An 18,489-nucleotide genomic window follows, 5' to 3' on the forward strand; every position below is an offset into this window, starting at 1 on the left:
AGGCCCAAAAGGTCGACCAGCTGAGCTAGCCTGACAAACCCGTCCACTTGCTGCTGTACCAGCGTGCAAAGGCGGCCACGTTGGGTTCCAGATCCGGTTGAAACCGGCCGGGCCGCGCGTCCGGACAAGCCAGCCCGCGTTGTTGATTTTCCAGCGCCTCGATATCCTCATCCAGTGCCGCATCCATGCGCCGGAGATACGCCTGAGATTTTTCGGCGAAATCCGGCAATGCGATGGTCTCTGACGGAAAGCACGAGGTTTGAACCACCCGACATCTGGATGCGCCAACCGGATAAGCCTCGTAACACCAAAGCGCGTCGCGGTTCGCGGCGAAAGTCATATTTGGGAAGATCCATGTATAACGCGCACCCTCGCGCGCCTTGCCTTTCAGGCCGGGAATTTCGGGAAGAGATTTGTCCTGATCGCTTTCCAGCAGTCCTCCGGTCCCTTCGGTCGCGCCGAATTGGCTAGCAAAGGCGCCCTTTACGGCATCGGCTGCATCCGGTCTGTCATAGACACTGTCGATCGATTCCGCATGCACAAACGGCAGATGGTAGTATTCGTTGAACACTTCGAGGAAGATCTTCCAGTTGCAATTCACTTCGACCTCTTGCCTGCGGACCGACACAAGGCGGTCCATGGGCCAAGGGCTATGGAGTTCGGCAATATCCCCCAGATGGGCATCAATATCGGGCGCGTCCCGAGACAGACAGACAAAGGCAAAGCCCAACCGCTCGGCCACCTGATAGGACACAAGGCCATAGTCCGCCTTGTCGAAGCCCTGCGCCCGCTCCATATGCGGTGCGGCGACAAGCTTGCCGTCCAGACCGTAGAACCACGAATGAAACGGACAACGCAGTCCCTTGCACCTGCCCTGCCCGTCTACCAAGCGGGCCCCGCGATGACGGCAGGTGTTTGCGTATGCGCGCAACTGACCCGTCCTATCGCGCAGAAGGATGATGTTCTGCCCGGCCACATCCATCGTGATGAAATCACCCGGATTGGCAACGACATCGGCCCGACCAACGCCGATCCAGCCTTGGCGGAACACCAGATCCATTTCGGCCAGGGCGTGACTGCCCGAGGTGTAACAGACCGGCGGAATGGAAAAGGCCGCCTCGACTGGACGGGCGCAATCGGCCAGAGCGGGGTCATAGGCTGAGTTCATCGCTGTACTCCTTACGGGGCGGTAATCGGCGGTGGCTTACGACGCTGCCCGGTCAGGGCATTTCCGGCAATTGCGGCAAGCAGGATCGCCCCGCCGATCAGAGTATTGACGGTCGCTGTTTCACCCAGAAACAGCCATACCCAGACCGGGCCAAGCAGAACCTCGGCCAGTGAAAGCAACGTCAATTCGGCGGCGGGCAGGCTTCTTGATCCGATTGTATAAAGGATCAACCCGGCCCCCACCTGAAAGACACCCATGCCCATCGCCACACCACCGTCATTCAGGCTGAGGACCAGTGAGAGGCCCTGTAGCTGACAGATCGAAAACGTGATCGCGACGCCAAACAGCCCGGACAGAAAGACCGATGGCAACATCTCGGACGTGCGCCCCCACCGCAGCGCGACGGTAAAGACCGCAAAGCCCAATGCCGATCCAAGCGCGGCCAGACTGCCCTTCAGCGCCACGCCCCCGGACTTGTCCGCAACCATGACGGCAATGCCGATCAGGGCGATCCCGATGGCAACCCAGGTGGCCCGGCGCACAGGCTCGCGCAGGACGACCCAACCCAGAACAGCGGTCAAAAACGGAGCCGTCGCAAACAGCAGCATGGCATTCGCGACCGACGTGTTCTGGATCGCGTAGATCGCACCGGAATACGCCGCCAACAGCGACAGCGCGGCGACAACGGCAGGAAAGCCAGAGCGGCGCAGCTGTACAAACGGGTTTTCCCGCGACCGAATTCGTATGACCGCGTACAGAAAAAGCGACATCGCAACCGACCGGTACAGCAGTATTTGCCAAACGCCAGCCTCTTCTATCAGCCGGATGCCAAGCCCGACCGTTGACCACAGAACGCCAGCCGCAAATACAAAGAAAACGCCGTATCTGTGGGCGTCTTGTGAACTGGGTATGTTGGCTGTCGTCGTGATGGCGCTGTCCTTCAAATCTCGGGACAGTGTAGGTGCGCGACATCAGGCCCGCAGGCCCGTTTGCGACAAGGCTGACGTTTCAAGGCACAACGCGCGGATTTGGTCCGCGCACAGGTCCGGCTTTTCCCATCAACAAGTGCGCCCCTCGCCAAGTCACTGGCGAAGGGCAAAGGTCGGTTAGAGAGCCTTCCGGAAGATCACCTTGTCATCCCCAGCCGCCCAGAAATCGCGAATACGCGCTTCTTCCTCATAGCCGTTGCGCGCGTAAAATCTGCGCGTCAGTGCAAAGTCCTCGGTCCCGGATGTATCAACGATCAGCAACCGCTGACCTTCGGCTTTCAGACGTTGCTCCGCAGCTTCGACCAGAGCGGTTCCCAGTTTCTGCCCCTGAAGATCAGGTCGCACGGCAAGCGCAAGCATATTCCACGTTCCCTGCGCCAGTTCCTCGGGAATGGAATAACACAGCCCGACGGCCACGCCGTCCAGATGGCAGGTCAGCCACATCGCCTCGGCCTTATGATCAAGCGCGGGCTGCAGCATCTCGGGCAGCATTTCACTGGGAAACAACTGCGTTTGATCCAGCACGGTTTGCAACGCTGGAATATCACCCTTGGTGGTTTGCTTAACTATTGGTGTTTTCATCGGGTATTCTCATTCAGTGTCGCGTTTCAGGACAGGTTCTTGCGGGGCGCGTGTGATTTCAGCCATATGCAGACGTGTCCCAATACTCGGGCCGCATGATCGGCGCGACGGCAGTGGTTTTGCCGCCCAGCGCCTTGGCGGACCCGGGTTTCAGCTCAAGCTCCATCCAGGATTCCGGCATAGTCAAAAGGTCCGGATAGGGCGTTTGCTTATCCGTCGGAACAAATCCGTATTTCGGATAGAAGCTGGGCACGCCCAAGACATACACAGCATCAGCACTGACCGAGGTAAGATGCGCGATGCTCGTCTCCATCAATTCCTTGCCGACACCCTGCCCCTGATAGTCGGGCACCACCCCGCAAGGGGCCAGGAGAAAACACTTGGCCTGCGGGTGATCCTGAAACAGGAACGGAGTGAACAGCACATTCCCCGCGATCTTTCCATCGCGCGTCACGCTGATCGAAATTGTGTCCGCAAGCGCCAGAAAGCCTCTGGCAAGCTGTGCAACCTCAGGGCCTTCGTCTTTGCCGAACGCGTCAAGGTGAACGCGTGTTATGGCTTCGATATCTTTATGGTTCATTGTTCTTTCCTATCTTTGGTTCAATTGCGCGCGCACGGATTTGATGCCCAACGCAGAGGCGCGGTAGGGGCTGCCATTCTTTGACCGTATGAAACGACGTTTCAGCAGGCGTTTGAAGACGCCCATGGTGCAGTCGGTCAGAATGAACCCGTCGCGCGTGTAACAGGTGACGTCATGGATTTTACCGTTCTCCAGACGTTGATGATGGATCGACCCGCCAAGGGCGAGTTCGTGCAAAACACGTTGTTCGTGCTTTGAGATATTCATTGGGATGTCTCGATTTTACGAAAGCACAGAAACAGGTTCACTCAGCATCGCGCGTGAGTGTCCCTATCAATGTTGGTGTTCCTGTATTTGGGTCGCCAGGAACGGGCGTTAGGCCCGGGTCTCTTTCATAAAATCTCCGTTGCACGAGGCTGACTGCCTCAGGCGTGATCGGAAGTATTCATCTATCCTCGATGAGTCAAGACGCATCGGCATTATGTACTAGCCCTGCCCTGTCTTCGGATGCGGTCAGACCGAATTGTCGCCTGTAGGCTCGGGCAAAGCTTTCTGGGTTTTCAAAGCCGCATAAGGCCGAGACGTCACTGACACGCAAACTGGAATTGCGAATAAGATTGCGGGCCTCAACAAGGCGCAAGCCACGATAGTAGGCGGCGGGCGAGCATTTCAGATAGTGCTTGAACAACCGTCCAAGGGTCCAGATCGGCACCCCAACCCGGTCGGCAATTTCCGAGATTGGCAAGGGTTGATCCAAAGTCGCCAGCATCAGGTCCACCGCCCGCGCAAGGGTTCGGTCAAGTCGGGCAAGCGAAGTATCCGTCAGCAGTTTCTGCTGCGGCCCCTCATGCACTGTCGGGCGATAGGTCAGAATCTCCGCCACTCGTTTTGCCAGACCCTGTCCGTTGAACCGCTCGATCAGTCCCAGCGTCATATCGAACGTCGCCACCCCGCCCGCGCTGGAATAGCGATTGCCGGTGATGGTGAACAGCCGGTCCACAAACATCTCATCGGCAAACTGTTCGCGATACCCGCGCAGGGCTTCAAAATGCACCGCTGCCGGCGCGCGTGACAACAGTCCGGCTTCGGCAAAAATCAGGGCGCCTGTATCGACGCAGCCCATCACCGCTCCGGCCCGGGCGCGGCGTTTCAACCAAGTCAGCAGCCTCGGCACCAGCGACGCCTCGGGGTGATATGAGGACAGCAGCAGAACAACGTCGGCGACCTTGTCGTCCAACGGCTCGGTGTTCACCTGCATCCCGCTGGAACTGAGCATCACGCCCCCTTCGATGGACAAGAAGCGCCAACGCCACAAAGGCTCGGTGCTTTCCCGGTTTGCCACGCGCAGGGGTTCCGTCACCAGTGTCAGCGACAGGATCGGAAAGTTCTCGGTCAGTACGATGTCTACACTGGGCAAGGCTGGGCCTTCTCAATTTGCAAGAAATCATCAAGAAATTGCTAATTCAGATCAAGAGGAATTGCGGGACAGGCAGTACCGTTTGAGTAACGGAGGACACCCCATGACCGAATTGCCCTGGACACCGGATTTCGACACCTGGCCCATTCTCCATTCCGCGATGGCTGTGACGCATAACAAGGACGTTCTCAGCATCACCTGGTCGGACGGGGCCACCAGCCAGTACCACGCGCTGCTTTTGCGGGAAAACAGCCCCGACCCCGAGACAATCCATCCCAAGGCGCGCGAAATGTGCGTGTCGCCCAGCGCGATAGATGGCGATCTGGGTATACGAAGCGCACGGGTCGACGCAGGCGGCGCGGTCTCCGTCGATTTTACAGACAGCAAAACCAGCCGGTTCCATCCCGGCTGGCTGCGCGGGATCGCGTGGTTCGGCGCAGATGACACGCCGCAACCCATCCTTTGGCGAGGCGAGGATCAGCCAGAACCGCCCAGCTTTGACGGCCCCGAGGCGCTGAGCAATCCGCGGGTGTTTCTGCAATGGCTAGAGGCCTTGCGCGACTACGGCGTGGCCCGCCTGCGCGGATTGCCCCAGCAGGACGGCCTGCTGGAACAGATCGTCACCCGCATCGGTCCGATCCGCGAAAGCAATTTCGGGCGGCAGTATACGTTAGAGATCAAGGATGATCCTGACAGTCAGGCCTTCACCTCGGACATGCTGTTGCAGCATATCGACCTGCCAACGCGGGAAACGCCGTTTGGCCTTCAGTTTCTCTATACCCGCGACAACACGACGACGGGTGGCGAAGGGATTTACGTCGATGCATACCGCATTGCCGAAGACCTGCGGGTCGACGAGCCCGCGCATTTCCACTCGCTGACCACGGATACCTGGGAATACAGCAACCGGGCGCGCGGCTCGGATTATCGCGGTTGGGGGCCTGTGGTTGAGACCGATGAGACCGGAGGCATCACCGGCGTTCGGTACAACACCTTCCTGCGCGCGCCACTGCGGGCTCCGGTCCATATCCAGCGCCGCGCCTATCAGGCGTACCGGGCGTTCTGCGAACGGGCCCAGGACCCGCGCTATATGATGGTTTTCCGGTACGAGCCGGGCGATCTGCTGGCCTTTGACAACCGTCGCGCCCTGCATGGCCGCGCCGGGTACGAGGCCAAAGGCGGCACACGGTTCATCGAAGGTATCTATTCCGACCGCGACGAACTGCTTTCCCGCATCCGCACGCTGCAACGCCAGTTCCGGGCTGAGGCGCAGTCATGATCTTCAAACGAATGGCTGCGATACAACTGACCGAGCGGACCCGGAAAGTCATCAGCACCTCAAATTTTGGCAATCAGGTCACGGAGTACAGCCTGTGACAAAAGCGGATCGTCTGAAACGAATGCTGTCGCCCGCGCGCGTCGCGTGGATTGGCGGCGGGGGTATTGCGCCCGCGATTGAGTACATGCAGGCGGGCGGATTTTCCGGTGATGCCGTAGCCGTGAACCCGAAACGGGCCACGATCGCGGGCGTTCCCTGTGTTGCGTCGGTTTCTGAACTGCCATGGGTGCCGGATGTCGCAATTCTGGTGATCCCCAAGGACGCGGTGATCGAAACCGTGCGCGCGCTGTCGGCGCAAGGATGTGGTGGCGTTGTCTGCATTACTTCGGGCTTTTCCGAAAGCGTCAATGGCGCAGCCCGGCAGGCGGATCTGATCGACGCCGCCGGTGACATGCCGGTGATCGGCCCCAACTGTCCCGGTATCGCCAATTTCCTGGATGGCAATGCCTTTATGATGGATCACTTCGGCACTCATGCACCCGGCAAGGGCGTAGCGGTGATCTCAAACGGTGGCGCATACCTCAGCGACCTTGGCTGTGCCGACCGCTCGCAACCCATCGCCTATTTGATCGGGTTGGGCAATCAGGCGATGGTCACGGTTGCCGACATGCTGGATGTAGTATTGGACGACCCACGTGTGACGGCGGCGAATATTTATTTCGAAGGCATTACCGATGCGGCAAAGCTAAGCCGAGCCGCCGCCAAGGCCGCCCGCAAGGGCATCCCTGTTGTGGCCATCAAAGGCGGTCGCAGTCAGGCAGGCACCCGAGCCGCACAGTCACACACGGCGTCGTTGTCGGGGGATGCGGCCGTCGCCTCAGCCCTGTTCCGCCGCTTCGGCTGGATCGAAGTGACAACACCGTCCGAGGCTATTGAAACCGTCAAGATGTTAAGCTTCACGCCTGTCCCAAAAGGCTTGAAAACCGGCTTCATCACGTCCTCTGGATCCTACGCGGTGATAGGAGGCGACATTGCCGAAAAAGCGGGCCTTCGGATGGAACCACCTTCAACCGACGCCGCGCCTGCCATTGATGCCGCGCTGCCGCCTTATGTCGGCCCTGCCAATCCGCTGGACATCTCGGACGCGCATGGTTGGCCGCAGGCGGATCAACTGCCAATTTACCAAGCCTTCGCGCGGGATGAGTATGATCTTTTTGCGCAAGTCATGTGCTACCCGCCCGAAGGCGGTTGGGACATGACGACATGGGACGCAACCATCGGGGCGCTGGCACAGGCCAAGGGGGATCGTCCGGCGGCCTTTGTCAACACTCTGGCCGAGTCCCTGCCGAAAGAGGCGCGGGACCGGATGATCTCCAATGGAATGGCCCCGTTGCAAGGGCTCGAAGACGGCCTGCGCGCGGTCGCCCACGCGGCGCGATACGGCGCGAGCCGAAACGGCCTTGACGCCGACGCCATGGTTTTGAGCACCGACAGTGGTGAGCTGGTGACAGCGGGCCGAACCCTCAGCGAAGCCGAGGCAAAACTGAAATTGCAAGGGCACGGTTTGGACATTCCCCACCAATGGGTCGTTTCGGGCGCACATGACCTGTCGGACATCCGCTGCACCTGCGCGCTGAAGGCCGTTGTTCCGGGATTGCTGCACAAGACGGAAATGGGCGCTGTGACGCTAAATCTCGCGCCGCCGGATCTTTCGACTGCGATCCGCGCCATGTCAGATCGCCTTGCGGAACACGGCCTGAAGGTTGACGCGTACCTGATCGAAGAGATGATCCAAAACCCGGTTGGCGAGTTACTGGTCGGCATCCGCCGCGTGCCAGAGATCGGCTTGGTTCTGACGCTGGCCATCGGCGGAGTTGCGGTGGAACTGATGCAAGACAGCGCAACCGTGATCCTGCCCGCACCGCGCCGCGACATAGAGGCCGCGCTAAAGGGGTTGAAACTGGCCCCCCTGATCCTTGGCTATCGCGGTCGTCCGGCGGCAGACATGACCGTCACGCTGAACGCTGTCGAGGCGCTGTGCGCCTTTGCCACCGCCACCCCCAGCATCGCAGAGATGGAAGTGAACCCTCTGCTGCTCACCCAAACCCGCGCGGTGGTTGCCGATGCGGTTCTGACCCTGAAAGGCTGAGACATGACCGAATACACTCATCTGATCTACGACGTGGACGCCGACCACATCTGCTGGCTGACCCTGAACCGGCCCGAAAAGCTGAACGCGATGAACCTGAAACTGATCGCCGAACTGCAGGCGGGGCTGGAACGCGCAGATGCGGATGATGATGTGAACGTGATCGTCATTCAGGGTGCAGGTCGCGGGTTTTGTGCCGGGCACGATCTAGATGAGGACGCCGAGGAGGATCGGACCTCGATCTACGAATACCGCGCGCATTATTTCAAACAGTTCGATGAGTTCACGACCCCTTGGCGGATCACCAAGCCGGTGATCGCGTCGGTCAACTCCATCGCCATCGGCAAGGGGTTCGAACTGTCCCTTTTCTGCGACATCACCATCGCCAGCGATGATACCCGCATCGGGTATAACGAGGTGCGCTATGGCATTTCGGGCCACTGCATGTTCCTGCCCTGGCTGGTCAATATGAAAACCGCCAAGGACCTGCTGCTGACCGGGCGTGAGTTGACGGCGACAGAGGCAAAGGAAATGGGCCTGATTACCGAGGTTGTGCCGCTGGACAGGCTAAAAGAGGCAACCCACAAAAAGGCCCTGCTGATGGCACGCATGCCGCGTGAAATGCAGCGGATGCACAAGATGTATCTGAACCGGGTCTACGAGATGCAGGGCCTGCGTACCGCAACGGATTATTATCTGGAACAGGTCGCGATCATGGGCGCGCAACCGGTTCCGGAATATGAGGCGTTTTCAAGATCGACCCTTGAAAAGGGCCTCAAGGCAACCCTGACCGATGCCAATGCCCGATATGCGGGGCTGGATTAGTCCCTTTTCAGGCAAACGGGACACTTGCCTTCTTAGACACTTTGGCGAGGCCATTGAAGGCCCCGCCTGCATCCGCCTGTCCTACTCGGGCAGGTAGCGCGCCGCCCAGCTTGTTGCAGCAGATTGCTGCGCCAGCATCTCTTGCACCTCGTCATCCGAGTACCCAAGCCTTCCAAGGATTTGCAGTGTGCTGTCGCCAAATTTGGGCGCCGGACCGGGGATGGTGATGCTTGCATTCAAGGCGCGTACCGCATTCGGGGCGGCCAGATCGCACCAACGGCCCATTGGGTGCGTATCGTGACGAACCGCGCGAAAGGTGGCTATGTCAATGTCCACCGGACCGTCGCTTTCAACCTGCAGCGCCTGATCCCGCGTTTCCAGCATGGATGCCAAAGGCACAACAGCGCTCGCGCCCTGCGTCAGGCATTGAGACCAATGAGAAAGGGGGCGGGATTTGAAACGCGCGATTAGCTCTTCCTGCACTGTGTTATCGGGTTGCGAAACCAGATCGGAAAGCTCTGCCACCTTGCCAAGCACGTCGCGTCCATCGGTCGGCGCAGCCCAAATGAACCACCCGTCCGACGCTTCGTAGCAGTGATAAAACGGCCCCTGCCCCAGCGCATCGCGACCCGAAGGCTCATCAAAAGGTGCGCGTCCGGCATAGTCATACATGAATTGCGCCTGTATCATGCCCCCCGCCGCGGCCAGAGACGACCGCGCGATGTCAGCCTTGCCGGTTGCCTGTTTCCAGAGCAGCGCACCGCCCAGCGAAACGCAGGCCGTCAGCCCGGCCAGAACGTCAATCGTACCTGCATGGGCGTGTTCTTCAGGTGTGTCCATACCGCCGCCAAAGCGGATCATGATCCCCGTGGCCGCCTGCGCCAGATCATCATAGCCAAGATGATCCGATTTCGGCCCACGCATCGGCCCGCCAAAGGCATCCAGTTGCACCAGAATGGCATCGGGATTGATGTGAGAGATTTCCTCTGGCGACAGGCCCAACCCGTCGCGCTGTTCGTTTGTGGCGTTCAGGGTGATCACATCCGCTTGTCGGATCAACCGGTTCAGCGCATCACGCCCGGCCTCATCACGCAGGTTCAGCAGAACGCTTTCCTTGCCGCGATTGGCCTGCAAGCCGAACACCACCGTATTCCACGGATCGACCGAAGGTGTAACGGGTTGGACATGGGTCACCTCGGCCCCAAACCGTGCCAGAGTCGAGGCGATGGTCGGTCCGGCAATTACGTTGGTCAGGTCCAGCACCCTGACCCCGTCCAGCCAGCCTGTCTGTTGCGTGGGTTCAACATGCGGACGGGTGGGTCCGGCCAGTATTTGCGCCACGTGTTTTCTGGCCGCTTCTCCGGTTGCAGCCGGTTTTTTCTCGACCGCCGCATGATCTCCGGCCAGCCACGCCACGTTGCCCATCTGCTGCATCGAGCCGTGTTTCGGGTCATCCACGCTCAGGATCAGGCCTGACGCGGTGGCGTGCGGATCGTGCAGCCATTCCCTGGTTGTACGCTGCGCCGTTGCCGGGGCCTTGGCCGCACCAAACAGGACGTCCCATTCATGCGCGGGCTTGGTCAGAAACGCGGCCTTCATGGCCGAGGACACCCGCGCGCGATCCCGCGCACCGACCGGGTAGTTGCTGAGCGTCCATTCATCCGGCCAATCCTGTGTGTCCAGATAAGGGTCGAACAAAGGAAGCTCATCCAGCAGATCGCCCAGACCAAGCGTCCTCAGAACGCGTGCCGGATGGGTGGCAACACTGCCTGCCACCACGTAAAACCCACGCCCATCCTGACAGGTATAGGTGCGGTAGAACGGATCAAGAAATTCGGACAATTCAGCAAAGTCCAGATCGCAGGGCTCGCCCGTTCTTGCGCGGCGATCCAGTTCCAGTTCGCGCGGGGATTTGTAGCGGTCGGGATAGCCTTCGATCTGTTCGTGGTTATAGGCCAGACCTTCAAACAGGGATGAGGCCAGCGGCACTTCGATATAGTCTCCACCGGTTTTGACCCGCGACTGCAGGGCAAACAGAACCGACATTGCCCCGTAACTGGCCGCATAGGCCGATGCGAGGTTGAGCGGCGAAAACGACGCCTTGATCCCCATCAGACGCCGGTTCAGCCCCATATCGGTGAATTGCCCCGTGCGGGCGGCAACAATCGCCTCCCACGCGGCCAGATCGGCCAGTTCCGGATCGGTCGAGGCAAAGCCGGGCATAGCCAGGTAGATCAGCCCCGGATTGGCTTTTCGCAGAACCTCCGCGCCGACGCCCAGTCGATCCATGACGCCGGGCCGAAAATTCTCGATCACGATATCCGAGCGTTTGGCCAATTCAATCGCCTGCGCCCGTCCGGCATCCGATTTCAGATCGAGCTCCAAAACGTGCTTGCCTCGCGACAGCATATCAAATGCCGGATCGGTCCAACGCGGCCCGCCGGGCGGAGCGATGCGCAGCACATCCGCGCCCATGTCGGCCAGCATCATGCCGACCAGCGGCCCGGCCAGATACTGCCCGAAATCCAGAACCCGCACCCCGGCCAGCGGTCTTGCCCCGCTCATTCCGCGGCCTGCGCGGTGGCTGGGGATGTGCGTCCCATATGTTCCAGATAGGTATTGTGGAAATGGCGCATCATGGCCTCGGAAAACTCGATATTTTCCCAATCAACGATGTACCAACCCTGATCAAAGCACCGCTGGCTCATGCCTTCCTGAACCGACAAAAGGAACGAGATATCTTCGGGTTGCAACACGTCCCGGCCCCAGATTGCCCGCTTTTCCTGACGTTCGCGCATACCCGGATCAGTGGGTTCGGGCGGCTCCAGATTGATGCTCCACCGCAGTCCGCGATCGGTGCCGATCGGGTTCCATTGGAACAGGGTCAGATTGCCCGGACCGGCAAATTGCGAGATGCCGATATTGGGGAACAGAAACCAGAAATGCAGATCGGTTTCGTCATGGTCCAAATCCAGCGGATAGGCCAGATTGTCCGCCTTCTTGTTGCCGGGAATGAAGTTATAGGCCGCGTTTCTGGTCAGCTCATAGGTCTGATTGTTGATATCCAGCATGTCCGAGAACGAGATGTGCCCGTGGCGGCAATGCTGGCATTCCAGATAGTTGTCGATCTGAATCTTCCAGTTGGCGGCCACGTCGACCTCGTGAATGGCGGCGGCGGTTTCGCCTAAGACGTAGCTGTCCACGTTGGGACATTTCTCGCGCACCTGCGCCTCGATACCCGGCCAGAACTCGGCAATTGGCAGGGCGTCGGGGTCGAGATTGACAAAGATGAAATCCAGCAGGCGATCCACCCGCACCGTGTTCAGGCAAACCTCTTTCTGCTCGGGCACCGAACTGGTGTCCCGTTTGCGCATGTGCCGCAGCGGCCCGTCCAGAGAAAAGCTCCAATGGTGATAAGGGCAAACGATGGCGCGGGTCTGCCCGGACCCTTCCACCAGCTTGTGGCCGCGATGAGGGCAGATATTGTTGAAGGCGCGGATTTCGTGGTCCTGATCGCGCACGACAAACACGTTCTGGCCTTGAATACTGGTGGCGACGTAATCGCCGGGCTCGGCCAGTTCGCTGATGTGGCAGGCATATTGCCAGGATCTGAAAAACAGTTTCTCACGCTCTTCGGCAAAAACCTCGGGGCTGATGTAGTAGTCGGCGGCGAGGGCGCGCAGGTTTTCATCTGTTGGGGTCATCTTATCCTCCTCCGGATCCGCACTCAGGCGGCGGCGCGTTCCTTGGCGATCTCTGGCACGACAAGGGGTTCACGTTCGCCTGCGCGCACAACGTCCTCGGCATAGGGGGTACGGGCGAAAACCTCTTCAACCATGGGGGCGAAAAACTCTAACGGCAGGGTGTCATAGTCGGGGTCAAAGCTGGCCTGATCCCATCGTTCGCAGAATTCGGCATTGTCATCAAAGCAGGGATGCCCGCGATGTCGCTCGCGCTTGTGCTGATCGAACCCGTCCAGATGGTGACCGTAATAGAGCATCTGGAAATCGCCATGGGTCTGCACCACCCAGGCGCATTGTTCCCGCACGAACGGGCGCAGGATCGTTGCGGCGTATTCGTCGTGATTGTAGGGCGCGAAAATGTCCCCGATATCATGCAACAGCGCCGAGACGACCCAATCGATATCAGCCCCGTCGCGCCAGGCCCGTGTGGCAGATTGTACCGAATGCCCCAATCGCGTGATCTGATAACCGGCCATCTCATCATCAAGTTCGACCAGCGCCCTGACCAGCCGTCCGGCGGTGTGACGGGCATCATCCACGGCCTGCGCGGTCAGGAACTCATACTTTTCTTTGCTGCCGTCTTTCATCTGGGTGAAACTGACTTTTTTCATCCTCGCCTTCCCTGTTAAGTGAATTGCGGTTTAGGACGCGTTTTCTTGTTGATGTGCATCCTCCTCCTGAACCCAGCTTTCGGCCTGCAGAACGCCGGGCTGGCCGGTGCCGATCACGCCGACAACCTGCACTTCGCCGGTTTCTGCCGGGGCCTCGACCTGATAGCGCCGGATCAACGCGACCACGGCCACGGAAATGCCGATCGCTGCAAGCAGGAACTGCAACCCCCTGCCCCCCAGCAAGGTGATCGAGTTTGGCCCCAGTATCGTTCCGACCAACAAACCGATGTTCAGCAACAGAACCATGGTGCCGCTGGCGGGCACGATCTGAGACAGTTTCAACTGGTCATTCGCATGCGCAGTCAGGATCGAATATGCAGGATAGAGCCCGATTGCGACCAGAACAAAGCCGATGACAATATTCGACGGTGACGTATCGATGGCCATCCACAGACTGGCCAACGCCGCGACAACGCCCAGGCCGATGATCACATAGCGTCTGTCGGTATGATCGGAAATCCAGCCAACCGGGTATTGCACGACGGCCCCGGCAATCAACGCCGCCACCAACGCGCCCGACGCCTGCGCAGCCGTGAACCCTTGCTGCAAAGCGTAAAGGGGCAGCGTGATATACGAGGCAGAGACCCCGATGCTGACGATGACAATTCCGATCACTGCAATGGGTGAGACCTTGTAAAGCCGGGTCACAGGCATACGCTCGGGCGCGGTGTAATCTGGCGCTTTGTTGCCGGACAGCAAAAGCGGCACGATTGACAGTGAGATCAGGATCGAGACGACGCCGAACAGAAGGTTCCCGGTCGGGTCGGGAAATCCGACAAGCGCCGTTCCCAACGCGGGCCCGGCAAGCTGAATGATGAAATACAGCGACAGAACCTGCGCGCGTATGCTGTTGTCGGACTTTGCGTTCAGCCAGCTTTCGGTGATCACGTAAAGGCCGGGATAGCAGAACCCGCCCAGAAAGCGCATCACACTCCAACTGACCGCATCGCTGGTCAGAAGGTGAACAATCGCAGCGATTGAGACCAGCGACGCAAGCGCGGAAAACGCCCGGATGTGTCCCACGTTTTCGACCAGCCTTGGGGCCAGCGCCGTGCCCGCCAGCGCGCCAAGCGGATAGCTGGCCTGCATGATCGAGATCGTGAAATCGCTGAACCCCAGGCTGGCCCCCCGAATGGTCAGCAATGTCGCCAAAAGACCGTTTGCGACCATCAGCATCAGCATGCCAAGGAACAGGGCCCAGTTTTCGTTCAAAGCACGTAGCATAGGCTACGGCTAAATCGGCTTGCTGCCCCAAGTATACCAAACCCGCGACATTGCGATGTCGCGGGATAGAAAAAGTCCGGCGCGGTACGGCGACTTTTTTAGAAGTACGTCAAGGTGCATACGTCTTCTGTCCTCAAACTCGGTCCCGAAAAGGTGCCGCATCTGTTGATGCGCTAGTGTCAACTTGACAGCTTACCAACATGCCGCTCTGATAAAGACGGAGAGAATTGGGGGCAAAGCTGATCATGCGCGACACTAACGGCGTTTTTTCATGCGCATGCGGGCTGTTAGGTCGAACCTGCCCCGAGGAACGCGTGTCCCATTTGCCTGACAACTCAGAACTTGCAAAGGCGGCTTCGTGACGGGTGTGATGAAGGCTTATGTCCGGCAAGTGGACCGCGCCAACCGTATGCTTGGTCGGATCATCATGTATGGCATCTTCGTCATGATGGCGATCCTGCTGTATTCGTCCGTGTCCAAAACCTTCTTTGTCCCGTCGCTGTGGACGCTTGAAATGGCGCAGTTCGCGATGGTGGCCTATTACATCCTTGGCGGGCCATACGCGATGCAGATGGGCGCGAATGTCCGCATGGACCTGCTGTACGGAGAGTGGTCGGACCGGCGCAAAAGTCAGATCGATGTGATGACGGTGCTGTTTCTGATAGTCTACCTGGCCTTTCTGCTGTGGGGCGGCTGGGACAGTCTGATGTACTCGTTCCAATACGGAGGCGAGCGGTCCTCGTCCGCGTGGCGCCCTTATATCTGGCCCATCAAGACCATCATGGTGATTGGCATCTTTCTGATGCTGCTTCAGGCGATCTCGGAACTGTTCAAAGACATCTTGCGGCTAAAAGGCCATGACATGGGCCCAAAGGATGACGAGCCCGTGCACATGGCCCCCGAGGACCTTGAAGGAGGACACCGCGGGTGAGTTACGAACTGATCGCCGCGCTCATGTTCTCGACCATGATGCTGATGCTGCTGACCGGCCAGCGGGTCTTTGGCGCCATCGGGTTCGTCGCGGTGATCGCCGCGTTTTTCCTGTGGGGCGACCGGGGCGGATATGATCTGGGCTTTGCGGCCGCGATCAAGGTGATGCGCTGGTATCCCCTGCTGACGCTGCCGATGTTCATCTTCATGGGCTACATCCTGTCCGAATCCCGGATCGCCGATGACCTCTACCGCATGTTCCATGTCTGGATGGGCGGCCTGTCCGGCGGGCTGGCCATCGGCACGATTGGCCTGATGGTTCTGATCTCGGCCATGAATGGGTTGTCGGTGGCAGGTATGGCGATCGGGGCGACCATCGCCCTGCCCGAGTTGCTGCGCCGAAACTATGACAAACGCATGGTGACGGGGGTCATACAGGCCGGGTCATCTCTGGGTATTCTTGTGCCACCATCGGTCGTGCTGGTTCTTTATGCCATGATCGCACGGCAACCGGTGGGGCAACTTTGGCTGGCAGGCGTCGTTCCCGGTTTGATGATGGCGACCCTCTTCATCATCTACATTGCGATCCGCTGCCGTCTGAACCCCTCACTCGGCCCAGTGATGAGCGCAGAAGAACGTGCGCAAGTCACATGGGGCGAGAAACTGCGCCTCTTGGGGGCCGGTCTGCTGCCCATAGGCATCTTTGCGGTGATGATGGTGCCTTTTGTGAACGGCTGGACTTCGCTGGTCGAAAGCTCGGCCCTAGGGGCAATCGCTGCATTCTTGGCTGCGGTTCTGAAACGCCGCATGACGTGGCAAGTCTTTGAAACCTCGATCAAGCAGACGCTTGGGATCACCTGCATGTTCATGTGGATTATCCTGGCGGCGCTTGCTTTTGGCGCGGTGTTTGACGGCTTGGGTGCGGTCAAGGCGATTGAGAACCTGTTCACCGTGCAGCTGGGTCTGAACCCCTGGATCATCCTGATCCTGATGCAGCTTAGCTTTCTGGTGATGGGCACGTTTCTGGATGACACAGCCATGCTGGTCATCGTCGCCCCGCTATACGTGCCGTTGGTCGGCGCGCTGGGGTTCGATCTGATCTGGTACGGGGTCCTTTATACCATCACCTGTCAGATCGCCTATATGACCCCGCCTTTTGGGTACAACCTGTTCCTCATGCGGGCCATGGCCCCGCCAGAGGTAACGATTGGAGATATTTACAGGTCCATCATACCGTTTGTCGCGGTGATGGCCTTGGCTTTGGGATTGGTGATGGCCGTCCCAGAGATCGCATTGTGGCTTCCGGGCATCGTCTACGGAAACTGAGCACGTAAAGAACGAGAAACCGGGTCAACCGGATCAAGTTCAATGAAAAGCACAGGAGAGGACGACCATGACTACAAGACGCAGATTTTTACGGACCGCTGCCCTGGCCGGGCCCGCAACGCTTGCCGCACCGGCCATCGTCAAGGCGCAGGCCCCGATCAAGTGGCGGTTTCAGACCTATGCCGGGGGCGCGTTGGGCGAGCATGTGACCAAGCCTGCAATCGACTACATCAACGCCAACGCCAATGGCGAGCTGGAGATCGAGCTGTTCTTCGCAGATCAGATCGTCCCCACGGGTGAGCTGTTCCAGGCCCTGCAACGCGGCACGATTGACGGGGTGCATTCGGACGATGACTCGATGGCGTCACCCACGCCGCTGCGCGTGTTCGGCGGGTACTTCCCCTTTGCCACCAAGCACATTCTCGACGTGCCGGTATTGTTCAACCAATACGGTCTGGCGGATATCTGGCGCGACGAATACGCCAAGGTTGGGGTGCAGTGGCTGTCTGCCGCCGGTCAGGACCCGTGCAACTTCAACACTAAAAAGGAAATCACCTCGGTTGCTGATCTGGATGGGCTGAAGCTTTACACCTTCCCGACCGCTGGCCGCTTCCTGGCCAAGTTCGGCGTCGTGCCGGTGAACATTCCTTACGAAGATGCCGAGGTGGCGGTTCAGACCGGCGAGTTGGACGGCATGGCTTGGTCCGGCATCACCGAGGATTACACCGTGGGTTGGGCCGATGTGACCGATTACTTCCTGACCAACAACATCTCGGGCGCGTGGATCGGATCGTGGTTTGCCAATCAGGAACGCTGGAACGAGCTTCCCGACCACCTCAAATCCATCGTGATGGCGGGCATCGAAGCGGGCCACACCTACCGCAACCAATGGTATTGGGGTGGCGAGGCCGCGCTGCGGGCCAACGGCGACAAGCTGGAACTGCGGTCAGTACCAGCCTCTGAATGGGCCGAGGTCGAAAACGCCGCCAAAGAGTTTTGGGATGAGATCGCACAGGAAGGCGAAGTTCACGAGAAGATCGTGGGAATCTTCCGCGAATACAACAGTGTGATCAATCAGGCGGGTGCACCGTATAACTTCGAATAAGACGTTTCCAAGTGGCCTCGGACCGGGGCCACTTGGACTTTTTTCATCGCGTTTTGACGTCGGCCCACAGGGCGTACGGCGTGAAACTGGTGGGTTGAATGCTTCTCGGTCAGCGACGCAAACGACGGACCTGTTTCGCCGCCATCGGCTGTTTCCCGCCACCCGGAATCATTGACCCAACGTCAACTTCGATGTAAAAATCAAGGCATCCTGAATTCAAATTTGGGGCAGTCATTTCATGTTTTCTCTTTTCAATGCCAACGGCCTGCGCACCGTTCTCGAGCAGGAATTGATACCGTTCTCAGTGTCCCTGGTTATCGCGCAGGTGTTCTTCAAATGGGGAAGCTTCGGTCTGGAGCTTCTTGGTTTTCTCGCACTTTGGTTTGTGCTCGGCCTCATCGTCGTTCCCCTCCTGAGAAAACTCAAAAGATAAATCCGGTTCGCCCCGCTTTGCGGGATTTTTGCGAACTCAATTCCGGTGCATCGCTCTCACGTGCGTGA

Annotated in this window: 17 protein-coding genes; 7 read left to right on the plus strand and 10 right to left on the minus strand. The window is 59.1% G+C overall.

Translation table 11 applies throughout. The features are described 5' to 3' along the window. Positions 1-25 precede the first annotated feature (25 nt). The 6 genes from ACR0E6_RS06940 to ACR0E6_RS06965 form a co-directional block, all read right to left on the minus strand. Positions 26-1,168: an aromatic ring-hydroxylating oxygenase subunit alpha gene (locus ACR0E6_RS06940; RefSeq protein WP_480581836.1), complete on the minus strand. Its 1,143-nt coding sequence runs from the start codon at positions 1,166-1,168 to the stop codon at positions 26-28. An 11-nt stretch (positions 1,169-1,179) separates the two neighbouring features. Continuing rightward, on the minus strand, positions 1,180-2,097 hold the full coding sequence (locus ACR0E6_RS06945; RefSeq protein WP_480582227.1) for a DMT family transporter: 918 nt from the start codon (positions 2,095-2,097) through the stop codon (positions 1,180-1,182). 177 nt (positions 2,098-2,274) lie between these two features. Next, positions 2,275-2,739, minus strand: a complete 465-nt coding sequence (locus ACR0E6_RS06950) for a GNAT family N-acetyltransferase (RefSeq protein WP_480581839.1) — start codon at positions 2,737-2,739, stop codon at positions 2,275-2,277. A gap of 58 nt (positions 2,740-2,797) precedes the next feature. Next, on the minus strand, positions 2,798-3,319 hold the full coding sequence (locus tag ACR0E6_RS06955; protein WP_480581842.1) for a GNAT family N-acetyltransferase: 522 nt from the start codon (positions 3,317-3,319) through the stop codon (positions 2,798-2,800). 9 nt (positions 3,320-3,328) lie between these two features. Continuing rightward, positions 3,329-3,586, minus strand: a complete 258-nt coding sequence (locus tag ACR0E6_RS06960; protein ID WP_480581844.1) for a YjhX family toxin — start codon at positions 3,584-3,586, stop codon at positions 3,329-3,331. 196 nt (positions 3,587-3,782) lie between these two features. Then, positions 3,783-4,736 carry a GlxA family transcriptional regulator gene (locus ACR0E6_RS06965; RefSeq protein WP_480581847.1) on the minus strand — a complete coding sequence of 318 codons (954 nt, stop codon included), beginning with the start codon at positions 4,734-4,736 and terminating at the stop codon, positions 3,783-3,785. A 103-nt stretch (positions 4,737-4,839) separates the two neighbouring features. On the opposite strand from ACR0E6_RS06965, the gene ACR0E6_RS06970 reads away from it, so the two are divergent. From ACR0E6_RS06970 to ACR0E6_RS06980, 3 genes are all read left to right on the plus strand, one after another. Further along, on the plus strand, positions 4,840-6,015 hold the full coding sequence (locus tag ACR0E6_RS06970; protein ID WP_480581850.1) for a TauD/TfdA family dioxygenase: 1,176 nt from the start codon (positions 4,840-4,842) through the stop codon (positions 6,013-6,015). Between the two features lie 94 nt (positions 6,016-6,109). Beyond that, positions 6,110-8,164 (plus strand): acetate--CoA ligase family protein, encoded by a 2,055-nt coding sequence (locus tag ACR0E6_RS06975; protein WP_480581853.1) that lies wholly within the window; start codon positions 6,110-6,112, stop codon positions 8,162-8,164. A 3-nt stretch (positions 8,165-8,167) separates the two neighbouring features. Then, entirely contained in the window at positions 8,168-8,989 is an 822-nt protein-coding gene (locus tag ACR0E6_RS06980) for an enoyl-CoA hydratase/isomerase family protein (RefSeq protein ID WP_170451755.1), read from the plus strand. 81 nt (positions 8,990-9,070) lie between these two features. Here the strand turns inward: ACR0E6_RS06980 and ACR0E6_RS06985 are convergent, their stop codons facing one another. From ACR0E6_RS06985 to ACR0E6_RS07000, 4 genes are read right to left on the minus strand one after another with little or no spacing between them, the layout of a single operon-like run. Beyond that, positions 9,071-11,554, minus strand: coding sequence for a CoA transferase (locus tag ACR0E6_RS06985; RefSeq protein WP_480581855.1), 2,484 nt, complete (start codon positions 11,552-11,554; stop codon positions 9,071-9,073). After that, positions 11,551-12,693 carry an aromatic ring-hydroxylating oxygenase subunit alpha gene (locus ACR0E6_RS06990; protein WP_480581858.1) on the minus strand — a complete coding sequence of 381 codons (1,143 nt, stop codon included), beginning with the start codon at positions 12,691-12,693 and terminating at the stop codon, positions 11,551-11,553. Before ACR0E6_RS06990 ends, ACR0E6_RS06985 begins: the two co-directional genes overlap by 4 nt. Positions 12,694-12,716: 23 nt before the next feature. After that, the gene (locus ACR0E6_RS06995) at positions 12,717-13,343 is read right to left on the minus strand and encodes an HD domain-containing protein (RefSeq protein ID WP_480581861.1); all 627 of its coding nucleotides are present in this window, start codon (positions 13,341-13,343) and stop codon (positions 12,717-12,719) included. A gap of 30 nt (positions 13,344-13,373) precedes the next feature. Then, a complete protein-coding gene (locus ACR0E6_RS07000) occupies positions 13,374-14,627 on the minus strand; it encodes an MFS transporter (protein ID WP_480581864.1) in 1,254 nt (417 codons plus the stop codon). Between the two features lie 358 nt (positions 14,628-14,985). Here ACR0E6_RS07000 and ACR0E6_RS07005 point away from each other — a divergent pair, with 358 nt between their 5' ends. From ACR0E6_RS07005 to ACR0E6_RS07020, 4 genes are all read left to right on the plus strand, one after another. Beyond that, the gene (locus ACR0E6_RS07005) at positions 14,986-15,558 is read left to right on the plus strand and encodes a TRAP transporter small permease subunit (RefSeq protein ID WP_480581867.1); all 573 of its coding nucleotides are present in this window, start codon (positions 14,986-14,988) and stop codon (positions 15,556-15,558) included. After that, complete coding sequence (locus ACR0E6_RS07010) at positions 15,555-16,883, plus strand: TRAP transporter large permease subunit (protein ID WP_170734429.1); 1,329 nt, start codon at positions 15,555-15,557, stop codon at positions 16,881-16,883. Before ACR0E6_RS07005 ends, ACR0E6_RS07010 begins: the two co-directional genes overlap by 4 nt. Positions 16,884-16,950: 67 nt before the next feature. Next, positions 16,951-17,988, plus strand: a complete 1,038-nt coding sequence (locus tag ACR0E6_RS07015; RefSeq protein ID WP_480581870.1) for a TRAP transporter substrate-binding protein — start codon at positions 16,951-16,953, stop codon at positions 17,986-17,988. A 238-nt stretch (positions 17,989-18,226) separates the two neighbouring features. Continuing rightward, entirely contained in the window at positions 18,227-18,421 is a 195-nt protein-coding gene (locus ACR0E6_RS07020) for a hypothetical protein (RefSeq protein WP_170451767.1), read from the plus strand. The last annotated feature ends 68 nt before the right edge of the window (positions 18,422-18,489 follow it).

It is taken from the genome of Ruegeria sp. AP12, assembly GCF_056540025.1.

Bases quoted from the DNA above. Each gene is read 5' to 3' on its own strand.
- ACR0E6_RS06990 (WP_480581858.1), bottom strand. From the start codon at position 12,693: ATGACCCCAACAGATGAAAACCTGCGCGCCCTCGCCGCCGACTACTAC.
- ACR0E6_RS06970 (WP_480581850.1), top strand. From the start codon at position 4,840: ATGACCGAATTGCCCTGGACACCGGATTTCGACACCTGGCCCATTCTC.
- ACR0E6_RS07000 (WP_480581864.1), bottom strand. From the start codon at position 14,627: ATGCTACGTGCTTTGAACGAAAACTGGGCCCTGTTCCTTGGCATGCTG.
- ACR0E6_RS06950 (WP_480581839.1), bottom strand. From the start codon at position 2,739: ATGAAAACACCAATAGTTAAGCAAACCACCAAGGGTGATATTCCAGCG.
- ACR0E6_RS06995 (WP_480581861.1), bottom strand. From the start codon at position 13,343: ATGAAAAAAGTCAGTTTCACCCAGATGAAAGACGGCAGCAAAGAAAAG.
- ACR0E6_RS06985 (WP_480581855.1), bottom strand. From the start codon at position 11,554: ATGAGCGGGGCAAGACCGCTGGCCGGGGTGCGGGTTCTGGATTTCGGG.
- ACR0E6_RS06980 (WP_170451755.1), top strand. From the start codon at position 8,168: ATGACCGAATACACTCATCTGATCTACGACGTGGACGCCGACCACATC.
- ACR0E6_RS06955 (WP_480581842.1), bottom strand. From the start codon at position 3,319: ATGAACCATAAAGATATCGAAGCCATAACACGCGTTCACCTTGACGCG.
- ACR0E6_RS07015 (WP_480581870.1), top strand. From the start codon at position 16,951: ATGACTACAAGACGCAGATTTTTACGGACCGCTGCCCTGGCCGGGCCC.
- ACR0E6_RS07020 (WP_170451767.1), top strand. From the start codon at position 18,227: ATGTTTTCTCTTTTCAATGCCAACGGCCTGCGCACCGTTCTCGAGCAG.
- ACR0E6_RS06940 (WP_480581836.1), bottom strand. From the start codon at position 1,168: ATGAACTCAGCCTATGACCCCGCTCTGGCCGATTGCGCCCGTCCAGTC.
- ACR0E6_RS06960 (WP_480581844.1), bottom strand. From the start codon at position 3,586: ATGAATATCTCAAAGCACGAACAACGTGTTTTGCACGAACTCGCCCTT.